The organism is Gemmatimonadaceae bacterium (assembly GCA_036003045.1).
Lineage (GTDB): Bacteria > Gemmatimonadota > Gemmatimonadetes > Gemmatimonadales > Gemmatimonadaceae > JAQBQB01.
In genome coordinates, this window is the sequence record DASYSS010000042.1 from 123,942 (window position 1) to 137,952 (window position 14,011).

The 14,011-nt window shown below is 66.7% G+C and carries 13 protein-coding genes; 9 read left to right on the forward strand and 4 right to left on the reverse strand.

Annotated elements, in window-relative coordinates; genetic code table 11:
• Positions 1–36: 36 nt before the first annotated feature.
• Both queE and VGQ44_10780 read left to right on the forward strand, forming a co-directional pair.
• Positions 37–666, forward strand: a complete 630-nt coding sequence (gene queE, locus VGQ44_10775) for a 7-carboxy-7-deazaguanine synthase (protein HEV8447299.1) — start codon at positions 37–39, stop codon at positions 664–666.
• 179 nt (positions 667–845) lie between these two features.
• On the forward strand, positions 846–1,421 hold the full coding sequence (locus tag VGQ44_10780; protein ID HEV8447300.1) for a C40 family peptidase: 576 nt from the start codon (positions 846–848) through the stop codon (positions 1,419–1,421).
• Positions 1,422–1,556: 135 nt separating this feature from the next.
• Here VGQ44_10780 and VGQ44_10785 read toward each other — a convergent pair whose 3' ends face one another.
• Positions 1,557–2,702, reverse strand: coding sequence for a CapA family protein (locus tag VGQ44_10785; GenBank protein HEV8447301.1), 1,146 nt, complete (start codon positions 2,700–2,702; stop codon positions 1,557–1,559).
• Positions 2,703–2,960: 258 nt separating this feature from the next.
• Here VGQ44_10785 and VGQ44_10790 point away from each other — a divergent pair, with 258 nt between their 5' ends.
• The 3 genes from VGQ44_10790 to VGQ44_10800 all read left to right on the forward strand — a co-directional run bounded on the left by VGQ44_10790 (position 2,961) and on the right by VGQ44_10800 (position 5,881).
• The gene (locus tag VGQ44_10790; GenBank protein HEV8447302.1) at positions 2,961–4,217 is read left to right on the forward strand and encodes an HlyD family efflux transporter periplasmic adaptor subunit; all 1,257 of its coding nucleotides are present in this window, start codon (positions 2,961–2,963) and stop codon (positions 4,215–4,217) included.
• 54 nt (positions 4,218–4,271) lie between these two features.
• Positions 4,272–5,027, forward strand: a complete 756-nt coding sequence (locus VGQ44_10795) for an ABC transporter ATP-binding protein (GenBank protein ID HEV8447303.1) — start codon at positions 4,272–4,274, stop codon at positions 5,025–5,027.
• A gap of 83 nt (positions 5,028–5,110) precedes the next feature.
• Positions 5,111–5,881, forward strand: coding sequence for an ABC transporter ATP-binding protein (locus VGQ44_10800; protein HEV8447304.1), 771 nt, complete (start codon positions 5,111–5,113; stop codon positions 5,879–5,881).
• Here the strand turns inward: VGQ44_10800 and VGQ44_10805 are convergent.
• From VGQ44_10805 to VGQ44_10815, 3 genes are all read right to left on the reverse strand, one after another.
• The gene (locus VGQ44_10805; protein HEV8447305.1) at positions 5,878–7,032 is read right to left on the reverse strand and encodes a glycosyltransferase family 4 protein; all 1,155 of its coding nucleotides are present in this window, start codon (positions 7,030–7,032) and stop codon (positions 5,878–5,880) included. The two genes, VGQ44_10800 and VGQ44_10805, sit on opposite strands and share 4 nt — an antisense overlap.
• Positions 6,915–7,595: a MarC family protein gene (locus tag VGQ44_10810; protein ID HEV8447306.1), complete on the reverse strand. Its 681-nt coding sequence runs from the start codon at positions 7,593–7,595 to the stop codon at positions 6,915–6,917. The genes VGQ44_10805 and VGQ44_10810 overlap by 118 nt, the downstream gene beginning before the upstream one ends.
• 172 nt (positions 7,596–7,767) lie before the next feature.
• The gene (locus tag VGQ44_10815) at positions 7,768–9,531 is read right to left on the reverse strand and encodes a metallophosphoesterase (GenBank protein HEV8447307.1); all 1,764 of its coding nucleotides are present in this window, start codon (positions 9,529–9,531) and stop codon (positions 7,768–7,770) included.
• Positions 9,532–9,584: 53 nt separating this feature from the next.
• Between VGQ44_10815 and VGQ44_10820 the strand changes: the two genes are divergently transcribed.
• From VGQ44_10820 to VGQ44_10835, 4 genes are all read left to right on the forward strand, one after another.
• The gene (locus VGQ44_10820) at positions 9,585–10,961 is read left to right on the forward strand and encodes a sigma-54 dependent transcriptional regulator (GenBank protein HEV8447308.1); all 1,377 of its coding nucleotides are present in this window, start codon (positions 9,585–9,587) and stop codon (positions 10,959–10,961) included.
• Positions 10,951–12,363 (forward strand): ATP-binding protein, encoded by a 1,413-nt coding sequence (locus VGQ44_10825; GenBank protein ID HEV8447309.1) that lies wholly within the window; start codon positions 10,951–10,953, stop codon positions 12,361–12,363. Before VGQ44_10820 ends, VGQ44_10825 begins: the two co-directional genes overlap by 11 nt.
• A 207-nt stretch (positions 12,364–12,570) precedes the next feature.
• Entirely contained in the window at positions 12,571–13,416 is an 846-nt protein-coding gene (locus tag VGQ44_10830; protein HEV8447310.1) for a hypothetical protein, read from the forward strand.
• 316 nt (positions 13,417–13,732) lie between these two features.
• A partial coding sequence (locus VGQ44_10835) for a hypothetical protein (GenBank protein HEV8447311.1) occupies positions 13,733–14,011 on the forward strand: 279 nt, incomplete at its 3' end.

Consider the following 14,011-nt stretch of genomic DNA (forward strand, 5'->3'; position numbering starts at 1 on the left):
ACTTTCTCCGGTCCACCGGTCCCACCTGTCTACCCAGTGTACACCGTCAAAGAGATCTTCTACACCCTCCAAGGCGAAGGCGCCAATACCGGCCGACCGGCGGTGTTCTGCCGTTTCGCCGGATGCAACCTGTGGACAGGGCGCGAGTCCGATCGCGCGACGGCGATTTGCGATTTCTGTGATACCGACTTCGTCGGCGTCGGGCCCGATGGAGGAAAGTTCGCGACCGCCGGCGCGCTCGCCGACGCCGTGGCATCGCGCTGGCCGGTCACATCGGATCGAAGCCGGTTCGTCGTCTGCACCGGTGGCGAGCCGCTCCTGCAACTTGACGAGGCGGCGATCGACGCGCTGCACGCGCGCGGTTTCAAGGTCGCGGTGGAGACAAATGGGACCATGCAGCCACCGCCGGGACTGGATTGGATTTGCGTAAGCCCAAAGGCACGGGTGCCGCTCGAGCTTCGCCACGGGGACGAGCTCAAGCTCGTGTATCCCCAGCCGGGCCTCGATCCGAGCGGTTTCGAGTCGCTCGCGTTCGGTCAATTTTTCCTTCAGCCCATGGACGGCCCAGCCGTATCAGAGAATACTGAAGCTGCCCTGCGGTATTGCCTCTCGAACCCCCGGTGGAGGTTGAGTCTGCAGACACATAAAATGTTGCGCATTCGGTGATGCGATTTGTGGCACGGGGTGAGTAAGTGCGTTGCAGGCGGCGGCCAAAAGTGCTCGTTGAACCGCGTCGGACGAACCTTAACTCGTACCGTTGACCGAATGCCGATCACGCCGTAGACTGACCGAGACTTTTGAGCCGCCTAACCATGATTCCATCGTCGCCAAACCGCTTCGCACGAATGAAGGTCGCGCTCGTCGCGATCGCGTTCGCGTCGATGGCGTTTGCCCCGGCGATGGCGCAAGACGCCAAGACCGTCGAGGTGAAGCCGTTCGAGGCCAAGCCATTCACGGCGATGAGCAACTCGGCTCAGGCGATGCGCGATTCCATCGTCTCGATGGCCCGCGCGCAGATCGGCACGAAGTACCGGTTCGGCGGCGGTTCGCCTGAGAAAGGCTTCGACTGCAGCGGCCTGGTGAAGTTCGTGATGGCCGCGCTCAACCTCGATGTCCCGCGGACGGCCAAGCAGCAAGCCAAGGTCGGCCTCGCGATCATCAAGGACACGAGCCGCTTGCTCCCCGGCGACGTGCTCACGTTCGGCAAGGGCAAGAAGGGCGCGGTGAGCCACGTCGGCATCTACGTCGGCGACGGCCGCTTCGTGCAGGCCAGCAGCGCCGCGGGCCGGGTCATCGAAACACCGCTCGACCGGCCGGCCTCTCCGCGCATCAAAGTCTGGCGCGGCGTGCGCCGCATCCTCCTCCTCGACGACAGCACGGCGACGACACCGCCGGCCGTCGCGGCCAAGGGCGGCAACTAAACGCCCCGTTCGTCGGCTCGCCGTAATTCTACAGAACGAAAGCACTGAACGCGGACGAGCGCGGATTTCAAGAACAATCCGCGCGGACGTGCCTTGTGAATCAGCGATCATCCGCGATCAGGCCGTCGTCGTGTTTTAGGGTTTTCGAATCGGGATCCCCCGTTTCGAGAGGCGGCCAGTCGAGTCCACGCGGGCGCCCGACGTTGGAAAATCCAGCGCGCTGAGCGAATCGATCAGGCTAAACGCACGATGTGTTTGATCTCGCTGGAGAACCCCCGGCCACAGCTGCATCGTCGGCCGAAGCTCGGCGTCTGACACGTAGGCCGCCGAGTCGATCGTCGCGCAAGCGACGGCGCCGCGATTCGTCGGCTCGTGCATGTTGAACGGTCCGTACGTGAGCAGGTTGCCGAGCGAATAGAACACGAGGCGGTCGTCGCGCCATTCCGCCGCGCGGAGCACATGCGGCCCGTGGCCGACGACGAGCGTCGCGCCGCCAGAGAATGCGGCGTCGGCAAAGCCGACGGGATTGCCGCGATCCATTCCGAGAAAAAGCTCTTCGGCGTTCCGCGTGCGCTGCGCCGGCGGACCCTCGGCGCCAAGGTGCATCGTCACGACGACGATCGGATAACGGTCGGCGGCGCGTCGTACGTGGCGGCGAACGGCGGCGAGGTCGCGCGCGTCCGGCGCGTCGGAATCGGTGTGGAAGCCGAGCATCGCGATCGTGTCGCCCGAGGGAAGCCCGACTGGCGTCGCGATGGTGTCCGCGCCGACGACGAAGATCCCGGCGCGCTTGAGCCGCGCCACGGTCGTGTCGCGCCCCTCTTCGCCGGCATCGTGCGAGTGATTGTTGGCCACGTTTCCGACGATCACCGATCCGCTGTCGATCGCTCGCCGAAGCGCCGCGCCCGCGCTCGGCGGCATACGGAACGCGTAACAGTTCTTCGATCGCGGGCTGCATTTCGGCGGTACCGGCGGAGGGCCGGACCCGATCGCACCCTCGATGTTGAGCAGGACGACGTCGGCGCCACGCACGAGCGGCGCGAGTTGCTTCGCCAGACTGTCGGGGAGCGAGCTCATCCCGAACCGACGTCGCAGCGTATCGGCCGCGGCGCGGGCCCACTTGGGGTCGAGATTGGATCCAAGAGTGACGTCTCCGCCGGCACAGAGTCGAATCGGCCGACTCGGCACCTGTCCATTCATCCTCGCGGCGACGACGATCAGGACGAAAGACCTGGCGAGCGCGGCGGGGGCGGTTTCGAACCGCCGGTAGAGGCGGATCATCTGTCAGCAACCTATTCCGCGATGCCGCTGTCTCATAGGGTCTGAAACCCCGAGCACGCCGCGTCCGTTTGGATGTTCGCTTGTGGGACGTCGAGTCCCACACCCGAGCAGACCGGTACCGGCGGCAAGCATCGCAAGAAGCTGCAACCTTTTGTTCGTACATGGTTTAGAACGTGCGTCCGGGCGGCATGGACCTTTCATTGGCGATCCAAGCTGGCAGGCCATCCTCCACCCGTTCCCACCGCACGAGACGGCCCCTTGGACATCAAGCGCGAACCACCCAAAAAGACAAAGAAGATCGTCGGATTGAGTGTCGGCCTCGTGGCGATTGTCGCCGTGACGGTCGCGATCAGTCGTCTTCGTCCGGCGGCTCCGCCGGTCGAGCGCGGCACACTCTGGATCGACACGGTCAAGCGCGGCTCGATGACGCGCGACGTAAACGCACCCGGCACGCTCGAGCCGGAGTACGTCCGGAACGTCACGGCCCTGACCAACGGCCGTGTCGAGGAGTTGCCGGTGCAGCCTGGCGTTCCCGTGACGGCGCACACGTTGCTGGTCGTGCTCGACAATCCCGATGTGCGCCTCGCGCTGCTGCAAGATCAGCAGGCCCTGAGCAGCGCATACTCCGGGCTGGCGACGCTCAAGACGTCGCTGCATCAGCAGTTCCTCGCGCAGCAGGGCGTGATCGCGAACATGCAGACGCAGCTCAATGCGGCGATCCGCGCGGCGGCCGTTCAGGACTCGCTCGCTGCCAAGAAGCTTGCGTCCGCCAACGACGTCGCCGCGGCGCGCGACGCGGCCGACGAGCTGAAACTTCGCTCGGACATCGAGAAGAAGAAGCTCGAAGAAATGGAGGCGTCGGAGAAGCAACAGATCGATCTTCAGCAACAGCAGGTCGAAGGGCTCAAGGCGATCCTGAACGATCAGAAGAACCGCGTCGAGTCGATGCGCGTCATCGCTCCGGAGGCCGGCTTGCTCCAGACGCTGGGCAATCCCCCGCTCGAGTTGGGACAGTACGTGAACGCGGGAACGACGCTCGCCCGCGTCGTGCAGCCGGGCCGCCTCAAGGCGGTGCTGCGCGTTCCCGAAACGCAGGCGGTCGAGATCGTGCCCGGGCTTCCGGCGACGATCGATCTCCACAACAACACGGTCGTGAAAGGACGCGTGACGCGCACCGACCCGTCGTCGGTCGCGGGAACAGTGACCGTCGAAGTGCGTATCGAAGATTCGCTGCCGGCGGGTACGCGTTCCGACCTCGCCGTCGACGGCACGATCCAACTCGAGCGTCTGAGCGATGTGCTCTTCGTCGCCCGTCCGGGCTTCGGCCAGCCGGGCAATTCGGTCGGGATCTTCCGCGTGCTGCCGAATTCCGGCGAAGCGGAGCGCATCACCGTTCAGCTCGGCCGCGCGTCGGTCAACACCATCGAGATCAAGAACGGCGCGAAGGTCGGCGACAGCCTGATCGTGAACGACATGTCCCAGTTCGACGCCACAAACCGAGTTCGAATCAAATAGGCGCATGCGCGCCGTATAGAACGTTCCTTCCTCCACCTCACCCGCGAGCATCCCATGGCCACTGAGTCAACTTCCTCGTCATCGGCCCTCTCCGCCGCTTCCGGCAACGCCAGCCAGGCGCTGATTCGCTTGGCCGGTATCAAGAAGGTCTTCTACACGGACGAGGTGGAGACCCACGCGCTGCAGGACATCCACCTCGAGATCGCGCCGGGCGAATACGTCGCCATCGCCGGACCGTCGGGATGCGGCAAGACGACGCTCCTCTCCATTCTCGGATTGCTGGACACCCCGTCGGACGGTGAGTACACGCTGGCCAGCGAACCGGTCGCGCAGCTCACGCCGTCGCAGCGCGCGCGCATCCGTAACCGTCAGATCGGTTTCATCTTCCAGGCCTTCAATCTGATCGGCGATCTCACGGTCTATGAAAATGTGGAATTGCCGCTCACGTATCGCGGCATGTCGGCGGCCGAGCGCAAGCAGCGCGTCACCGACGCCCTCGAGCGCGTGGGCATGAGCCACCGCATGAAGCACTATCCGGCGCAGCTCTCCGGAGGTCAGCAGCAGCGCGTCGCCGTGGCCCGCGCGGTCGCCGGCGATCCGCTCATCCTGCTCGCCGACGAGCCGACTGGAAACCTCGATTCGACGAACGGCGAAGCGGTCATGGAGTTGCTTCGCGAGCTGCACCGCGGTGGCGCGACGATCTGCATGGTCACGCACGACCCGCGCTACGCCGCCCACGCCGATCGCTCGGTGCATCTCTTCGACGGACGCGTGGTCGAAGAGCGCCGCGGCGAGAACGTCGGGCTCTAGTCCCCACCCGCCATTCGATGTACGCTCCGCGGGGCCGGTTTCACCGGCTCCCGCCGGAGCGCGCCGTTAACTTAGGAGTCACCATGGCCTTCTTCACCAAGCCCGCCCCCACGGTCACGCGCGACGCGCCGCAGCCGCCGATCGTCGGACCCGTCATCTCGATGCGCAACCTCGAGAAGGTCTTCGAGACCGCCGCCGGCCGCTCGTACGTGCTGCGGCGCATCACGACCGAGATCCAACCGGGCGAGTTCGTCTCGGTCATGGGCCCGTCGGGCGCCGGCAAATCCACGCTGCTCGCCATCCTCGGCATGCTCGACAGCGCATGGACGGGAGAGTTCTTCTTCCTCGGGCATCCGGTTCACGCGATGAGCCACAAGCAACGCGTCGCGTTGAACAAAGAGCACATCGGGTTCGTCTTTCAGCAGTACCACCTGATCGACGATCTCACGGTGGCCGAGAACCTGGACATTCCGCTGTCGTACCGGAACGTGAAGAAGTCGGAGCGCGAGGCGATCGTCGCCGACACGCTCGACCGATTCGGGATGGTCGGAAAGAAAGACCTGTATCCGCGGCAGCTTTCCGGCGGGCAGCAGCAGCTCGTCGGAGTCGCGCGCGCCGTCATCGCGAAACCCCGCCTCATTCTCGCCGACGAGCCCACCGGCAACCTGCATTCGAGCCAGGGCCGCGAGATCATGGAATTGTTCACGAAGTTGAATCAGGCGGGAACGACGATCATCCAGGTGACGCACTCCGAGGAAAATGCGAAGTTCGGCCACCGGATCATCGAGCTGAAGGACGGCTGGATCACCGGGTCGGAGGGGCCGGTCAGCCACGGACCGACCGTCGCGCGCTAACGCGCCGCGGCCTTTCGCAGCGTCGCCTCCCAGACGTCCGTCACGCGGTCCCACGTGTACCGCGAAAGCACCTTCGCGCGCCCCTGCTCGCCGAATCGCGCGCGCTTCGCCGGATCGGCGAGCAGGTCGAGGATTTTCTCCGCCAGATCGGCGGGATCGAACGGCTTGGCGACGAATCCGTCCTCGCCAGACTCGATGATGCAGCGCGTCGACGGAATGTCGGCGCCGATGACGGGCGTGCCGCACATCCACGCTTCGATCATCACCATCCCGAACGATTCCTCGACCGACGGTAGCGCGATCACGTCGCACGCGTCCAGAATCGACGGGCCGTCGTCGTCGGCGAAATCGTCGATGAGAACGACGCGGCCTCGGTCGTCGACCGACAGCGCGTCCAGCATCGTCGCGACGGCCTGCTCCCGGTGCGCGCGCTGGCCGGCCATCAGAAGCACGGCGTTCGGCACCTGTCGCCAGACGATGCGCATGGCCTCGATCAACGTCGGGGCTCCCTTCGCCGTCTCTTGTCGTCCGACGAAGCCGACGAGCGGGCGATCGCCGACCCCATAGAGGGCTCTGATCCGCGCGCCGTCGCGATGCGCGTAGCGATCCGGATCGACTCCGGCACCGGCCACCGCGATCTCGCGCGCGCCTCGCGCTCGCACGAAATCTCCCTCCGCATCCGTGAACACGATCACCGCGTCGGAATCGCCAAGCATGCGCGTGTAGACGGGCTTCTGCGCCCACGGACGCTCGATGTGAAGCACCGGAACCGCCACGTGAGGTCGGCGGCGCAGATTGCGGCGGGACGCCCAGAACGCCGGCGGATAGCCCCAATTCACCGACGTGATCACGTCGGCGCCGATCAGCGCGAGCGGCATCACCATGCTGAGTCCACTCGGCCGCTCGAATGGCCACAGCTCTTCGTCGCCGGCCAACCACGTGGTCGTGCGCCAGCCACCGGGCATACGCAGCCACCAGCGGTGGATTCGATCCAGCGTTCCGGCCGGACTGACGCGAAAAATCCTGACGCCGTTCAGCCGGTCTCGCGGCGGCAATCCCGCGCCGGGCCCCGAGTAGAAGTCCCGCTTGCTCGCGACATCGAACGTGAGCACGGACACGTCGTGTCCGCGCCCAACCAGTCGCTCAGACACGGCTTGCACCACACGCTCGACGCCGCCGACCATCGGCGCGTAGCACGGAACGACGTGAAGAACGCGGAGCGGGCGCGAGGTGGACGGGCCGGAAGCCACGACGTCAAGCTAGCTACGAAACCCCGCGCAAGGCGTTCCTGCCACCCGTCATCACGAACTGCACGGCGACGGACGCCAGCAGCAGGCCCATGATGCGCGTCATGACGCGAATCCCCGTTTCGCCCAGGGCGGACGACGACGCGCTCGCCCAGTCGGAGCGCGATCCACGACAGCGCCATCGTCACCACGACTGCCAGGTAGACGGCGAGCCTTTCGGTCGTCGATCCGGCTTGGCCCGAGAGAACCATCACCGTGGAGATGGCGCCCGGACCGGCGAGCATCGGCATGGCGAGCGGCGTGAGGGCGACGTCGGACTTGGCGCTCCCCTCGCTGATCTCGGTTGCGCTCTCCTGTGTGCGCCGTTCGCCGTGCAGCATGCGCATCGCCACGACCCGGAGAATCACGGCGATGGGATTCACGATGAACAGGACCGACGTCAGCGCGAGCAGCGCAAAGTGGTCCATCGTCCGTCCCGCCGGTCCTCAGATGGTGATCCAGCCGGCCGAGAGCGCGACGACTCCGACGATCGCACCGACCACCGCGATCGCGCAGAGAACCAGCTCCGGCGGCGTGAACGTGCGCATTCGTCGGCCACCGGCGCCGGACACTAGCGCGTCCGCTCCAGCCGACGAGGCGTTACGAAGCGGGCACGTCGACCCGCTCCGGAATGCCAAGACCGATGCGCCCGGTGGAGTCGATGCCGACTGTGTGTATATGGAAGTAGACCGCGCCGTCGTCCGACGCCGGCATCACCACCGACGGCGCGGAGAGAATCAGCACGTCCCCGCACTGGCCCATCCAGTCGATATGGCGGTGCCCGTGCATGACGACCGTCCGAGCACCGACGCGCTGCAGGCGCCGCGCGACCCAGCTCCCGTTGATCAGCGTCGTTCCGATGCGTTCGGCGAGCGAGTGGCCGAGCTTGGGGTGCTCGACGATGTGATGATGCAACGCGACGACCCAGTACGCGCGCGGGAACGCGCGCATCGCGATCTCGAGCGCCCGCGCCTCGTCCGCCGGCACGAGCCCGAGCGCGTTGGTGAATGAAAAGTGCGTCTCGGCGTTCGAGTTGAGAACGATGACGCCGAGACCGTCGTCACGTTCGGGCGGCCGGACCATCGGAAACGCCGACGTCCATGCTTTGCCGCTCACCTTGCCGAGCCGTCGTGCCCCGCTGTCGGCGAAGCCGGCGATGTCGCTCGCCTTCGGCGAAAGCGTACGATCGAGGGATTCGCCAAGTCCGCAGTTCTCTCGGTCGACGACACGCACGCGTGAGCCCTGCAGCGCCGCCAGCGCCGAGAGGGTGCGCACCTCGCGCAGACGTTTTTTCGGGCTCGACGGCAAGTCGAGGCGCGCCGGGTTCGCGCGGTCGACGATGTTCACGTCGTGATTCCCCGGCAGCGCGACGATGAGCTGCTCGAGCCGCGGAAACCGCTCGAGCGTGTCGAGCAGTTCGCTCCACTCCGCCGGCGTGCCGGCATCGGTCAGGTCGCCGGTGATGACGACCGCGTCGAGCGGCGCGCGGCGATGAATCGCGTCGAGTCGCTCGAGCGCGGCGACGAAAGTGTCGTTGCCGCGCGGCCCCGCGCGCCCGCTGCCCAGTCGAAACCCGTAGCGCTCGCCGACGACGTGAATGTCCGAGAGGTGGGCGACGCGCCAGGAGCGCACGAACTCCTCCCGCGATCGGAAGGCGTCGAGCTCGCGCGGCTGCGGCATCGTCGCGTCGGCGATTCCCCACACCAGGCCGGCGACGGCGAGATACGCCATCGCCACGGCCGTCGCATTCGCCAGCGCCGTGAGAAAGAGCCAGTGCGGTGTCCGGAAGTCCGAGAGCGTTCCGACCCAATGCGTCGCCGGCCAAACGAGTCGAAGCACGACGAGCGCGAGCACGCAGAGAATCACGCCGGCCGCCGCCGACGCCGCGGCGCGTCCGCGCGCTTGCGTCGTCTCGCTCGGCCCGGCGCCCTTCAGGCGACGCGACAAATGAAGGAGCAGCTCTCGCCACGCGACGTAGCCGGGCTGGATCGCCAGCGCGTTCAGCGACCAGAAGCTGTTCTCGACGGCGCGGAGCAAGGGGCGGCCGCCGTACCAGGCCAAGGCGAAGAGCACGGCGAAGACGAGCAACGCCCCAGTTCCCGTCGTTCCGGGAGCGGCGGTCATTTTGCGGGCCCAGATCGTCGCGACGATGGGCGCGAGGCCGAGCAGAATGGCCGGCACGACGATCAGCAGCGCGAGAGCCGAGACCATCTTCGGCAGGCTGACTTCGGCGAGCAGGTTGCCGGCGATCGCGAGGAGCGAGCGACGCTCGGGACTCGACTCGTCGGTTTCGATGTCGCCGTCGCGCGGGTCGACGAGCGGCGGGCGACGGCCGAGGATCTTGACGCGCGCCGCGCTCGACATGCGGACGAGGGTCGCAAGATGCGTGCGTCGTGCCTCGGCGACTATCTTCCGCCATGCGAGCGGAACCGGCCGGCCCTGCCCCGCAGATTCTCGTCGCCGACGATCAAGCGGACGTGCTCGAAGCGCTGCGTCTGTTGCTCAAAGGCCACGGCTTCGACGTCCACACGGTGAGCTCGCCGAGCGCGGCGCTGGCCGCGCTCGAGCGTCGCGACTACGACGCGATGCTGCTCGACATGAACTACACGCGCGACACCACGTCGGGGAAAGAAGGACTCGACCTGCTGGCGTCGGTGCAAACGCTCGAGCCCAGCATGCCGGTCGTCGTCATGACGGCGTGGGGAAGCATCGACAACGCGGTCGAGGCGATGCGGCGGGGCGCCCGCGACTACGTCGAGAAGCCGTGGGACAACGCGCGCCTCGTCTCGATTCTCGGCGTGCAGGTCGACCTCGGGCGCGCGCTGCGCCGGGCGCAGCGGCTCGAGTCGGAGAACCGGCTGCTGCGGCGCGACCACTTGCCGCGGATGATCGCCGAGTCGCCGAAGATGAAGCCGATCGTGCAGCTGATGGAGCGCATCGGACCGTCGGACGCGAACGTGTTGATCACGGGCGAACACGGCACGGGCAAGGAGCTCGTGGCGCAATGGCTGCACTCGGCGTCGCCGCGAGCCGCGCGGTCGTTCATCGCGGTCAACATGGGCGGACTCTCGGAAGGCGTCTTCGAGAGCGAACTGTTCGGGCACGTGCGCGGCGCGTTCACCGACGCCAAGACCGATCGCGTCGGACGGTTCGAGCTCGCCGACGGCGGGACGATCTTCCTCGACGAGATCGGCACCGTGTCCCTCGGGCTCCAGTCAAAGCTGCTGCGCGTGCTCCAGACGGGCGACGTGGAGCGCGTCGGGTCCTCGAAGGCGCGGCACGTCGACGTACGGGTCGTGTCGGCGACGAACGCCAACCTCCAACAGGAGGTCGCCGAAGGGCGATTTCGCGAAGACCTGCTCTTCAGGCTCAACACGATCGAGATCAGCCTGCCGCCGCTGCGCGATCGCCGCGAAGACATCCCGGCGCTGGCCGCGCATTTTCTCCGCCGACACACGACACGCTACCACAAGACGCTCAGCGGCTTCGACGCCGGCGGAATGCAGGCGCTGCTCGCGCACTCGTGGCCCGGCAACATCCGCGAGCTCGACCACGCCGTCGAACGGGCCGTGCTGATGGCGGCCGGCGACCAGGTCCGCGCCTCCGACCTCGGGCTGCGTGCCGGCGCGTCGGGCGCCGCGCCGCGACTCGACGAGTTGCCGCTCGAGGACGTCGAGAAGATGCTCATTCAGAAAGCGCTATCGCGCTACGAGGGCAATGTGAGTCGCGCCGCGCAGGCGCTGGGTCTGTCGCGGAGCGCGCTCTACCGGCGCATCGCGTCGTATGGCCTCTAGCCGACGGACGCCGGCACCGGGCGGCGGAATCCAGGACGCGGGCACCCTCGCGCGGGGGGGAACTGATCAGCCGCCGCGCGAGCCGCATCACGAACGGCTCATCTTCCGGCTCGCCCTGCTCGCCGGATTCCCCGCCGTGCTCGTGTCGATGATTCTGCTTTGGCGCGGCGACTTCAGCCTGAGCGTGCGCTGGACGCTGAGCCTTCTCGTCGTCGGCGCGTGGCTCGGCTTCGCCGTGGCGCTGCGCGAGCGCGTCGTTCGCCCGCTTCAGACGCTCTCCAACATGTTGGCCGCGCTGCGCGAGGGAGACTATTCGATCCGCGCCCGCGGCGCCGACCGCGAGGACGCGCTCGGACTCGCGTTCATGGAATCGAACCTCCTCGGCGAGACGCTGCGCGCGCAGCGGCTGGGGGCGATGGAAGCGACGGCGCTCCTGCGCACGGTCATGGCGGAGATCGACGTCGCCGTGTTCGCGTTCGACGACGCCGAGCGCGTGCGACTGGTGAACCGCGCCGGAGAGCGGCTTCTCGCGCAACCGTCCGAGCGGCTGCTCGGCCGCACCGCCGAACAGGTCGGACTCGTCGATCTGCTCGAAGGAGCATCGCCGCAGACGATGGACGTGACCTTCGCCGGAGGCTCGGGACGTTGGGAGGTGCGGCGCGGCTCGTTCCGGCAGGACGGCAGGCCGCATACGCTGCTCGTGTTGTCCGACGTGAGCCGAACGCTGCGTGAAGAAGAATTGCAAGCGTGGCAGCGTCTCGTTCGCGTGCTGAGCCACGAGATCAACAATTCGCTCGCGCCGATTCGCTCGATCACGGGCACGTTGCTCACGCTGCTCGATCGGCCGACGCGCACCGCCGACGCCGACGAGGATCTGCGGCGCGGGCTCGGCGTGATCGGCGGACGTTCCGAGGGGCTCGTGCGATTCATGTCCGCTTACGCGCGGCTCGCCAAGCTTCCCGCGCCGAACAAGGCGCCGCTCGACGTCGGCGCGTGGGTGCGGCGCGTGGCCTCGCTCGAGACGCGCGTTCCGGTCCGAGTCGTCGCGGGTCCGGCCGCAACGCTCGAGGCGGACGGCGACCAGCTGGATCAGCTGCTCATCAACCTCGTCCGAAACGCCGCCGACGCCTCGCTGGAGACCCACGGCGGCGTGCGTATCCGGTGGTCCCGGCGCAACAGCACCCTGTCGCTCATGGTCGAAGACGATGGTCCCGGGCTGGCCAGCGCGTCGAACCTCTTTGTGCCGTTCTTTACCACCAAGCCTCAGGGCTCGGGAATCGGGCTCGTCCTTTCGCGCCAGATCGCCGAGGCACACGGCGGGTCGTTGTCGCTCGCAAATCGAAGCGACCGGAGAGGATGCGTGGCCACGGTGAAACTGGAATTGGCCTCCGGGCAAGGCTGATGAAGCCGGTCTTACGGGACGGATGACGAAGCCAACCGTTCGTCGAACGAGCGCGCAATTGGTCTTTCGGAACGGCACAACCTATGCTTGAGTACGTTGGCGTTGCCGCGACGGTGACCCGTCGATCGGAACGACTCGCGCGAGCGATGTCTTCCGCCCAGCTGTCGTCCCGCGGGGGCGAGGAGAGGACGGACCGGAGAGCTGACCATGGATCCACGCATCACGAGGTTGCTGGCGGCCGTCACGGCGCTGACCGCGCTGGGAGCGGCTGTGGCGGGAGCACAGGACACGACGAAGACGAAGCCCCGCTCGAGCAGGAGCATTCCCATCAAGAAAGAAGCGGCCGGAGAGATCGCCAAGCCGATTCACGACACGGTGACGGTCTTCAAGACCGACACGCTTCGACTGACGACGCCGCCGGTCACGATTCATGACACAGTGACGCGAACCAACACGGTCACTCACGTGGACACCGTGACGGTCACGCCTCCCGTGCCGCCGGTCAGACTACCCAATGGTATGTACCTCGGTTTTGCCGGTGGCCTCAGCACGCCGGCGGGTGCGCTGTTCAACCCGAACAACACGGGACCGAGCGCGCAGTTCCAGGTCGGGTGGCAAGACGCGCTGAAGGTGTTCGGAGTGCGCGCCGACGTGAACTTCACGCGGCCCGCCCAGGACGCCGGGTTCGTGACGCCGCCCGATCCGCCGCACGGAACGATCTGGAACCTCAGCCTCGACGCGAAGGCGCAGCTGCCGTTCCTGCATCATACGTTCGGAACGAGCCATCTCTTCTCGCTCTACGCGATCGGCGGCTACACGCACACGTCCTTCAAGAACCTCGGCCTGCGCGTGGACTCCCCGGACGGCTCCGCCGTATTCACCGGCCCGGTCGATTCGTGGCAGAATCAGAATGGTTGGAACGCCGGCGGCGGCGCCTCGTTGATGTGGGGCCACACGGAGCTCTTCATCGAGTCGCGCGTGTTGGCCTTCACGCCTGACAATGCGCCGATGGCGCGGCAACTGCCCTTCATGTTCGGGCTCAACTGGTACTGAGACGCGAATGGCGGACGATGCCGCGACGACGCGGCGTCGAGACCTGAAGAAAGGACAGCGACCAGTGAGCCAAGGTCGCTGTCCTTTTTTTGTGCGTGTGCTTCGGTCTGCTCATCGTGCACTTCGGGCTGCTCATGACGCTTTCGAGAACCTTCACAATTCAGGTATCCAGGCACGGGCCCTGCCCTGGACTGCGACGGTGCCGCGACGCTTTTCAGTCGCTCGGAATGTGTAGACGAGCACGATCGCTTGAGCACGTTTCGCCCGGGAGCCGTCCCCGGGGGCGAGTCGAGGACGGTGGAGAGGAGGAGACACAATGTTGAAGGGTCATGCGTTCGTCCTCGCTGCCGGCGCGGCGTTAATGGCGCTCGACGCGTCGGCGTCTCTAGCGCAGGACACCACCCATGCGCGCCCGCGTTCGACGAAGCGCATCTCGGTGAAGAAAGAAAGCGGCGAAGTCGCACCGATGCCGAGGGTCGACACGGTCACCATCTACCGTACCGACACGCTGCAGATGCCGCCTCGCGTCGATACGGTGACGACGACCAACACCGTCGTGCGCACGGACACGTTGGTGCAAACGATCACGCGGCCG

Excerpts from the sequence above, each read along its gene's own strand:
- VGQ44_10780 (HEV8447300.1), top strand. The coding sequence starts at position 846 with ATGAAGGTCGCGCTCGTCGCGATCGCGTTCGCGTCGATGGCGTTTGCC.
- VGQ44_10785 (HEV8447301.1), bottom strand. The coding sequence starts at position 2,702 with ATGATCCGCCTCTACCGGCGGTTCGAAACCGCCCCCGCCGCGCTCGCC.
- VGQ44_10795 (HEV8447303.1), top strand. The coding sequence starts at position 4,272 with ATGGCCACTGAGTCAACTTCCTCGTCATCGGCCCTCTCCGCCGCTTCC.
- VGQ44_10800 (HEV8447304.1), top strand. The coding sequence starts at position 5,111 with ATGGCCTTCTTCACCAAGCCCGCCCCCACGGTCACGCGCGACGCGCCG.
- VGQ44_10810 (HEV8447306.1), bottom strand. The coding sequence starts at position 7,595 with ATGGACCACTTTGCGCTGCTCGCGCTGACGTCGGTCCTGTTCATCGTG.
- VGQ44_10815 (HEV8447307.1), bottom strand. The coding sequence starts at position 9,531 with ATGTCGAGCGCGGCGCGCGTCAAGATCCTCGGCCGTCGCCCGCCGCTC.
- VGQ44_10820 (HEV8447308.1), top strand. The coding sequence starts at position 9,585 with ATGCGAGCGGAACCGGCCGGCCCTGCCCCGCAGATTCTCGTCGCCGAC.
- VGQ44_10825 (HEV8447309.1), top strand. The coding sequence starts at position 10,951 with ATGGCCTCTAGCCGACGGACGCCGGCACCGGGCGGCGGAATCCAGGAC.
- VGQ44_10830 (HEV8447310.1), top strand. The coding sequence starts at position 12,571 with ATGGATCCACGCATCACGAGGTTGCTGGCGGCCGTCACGGCGCTGACC.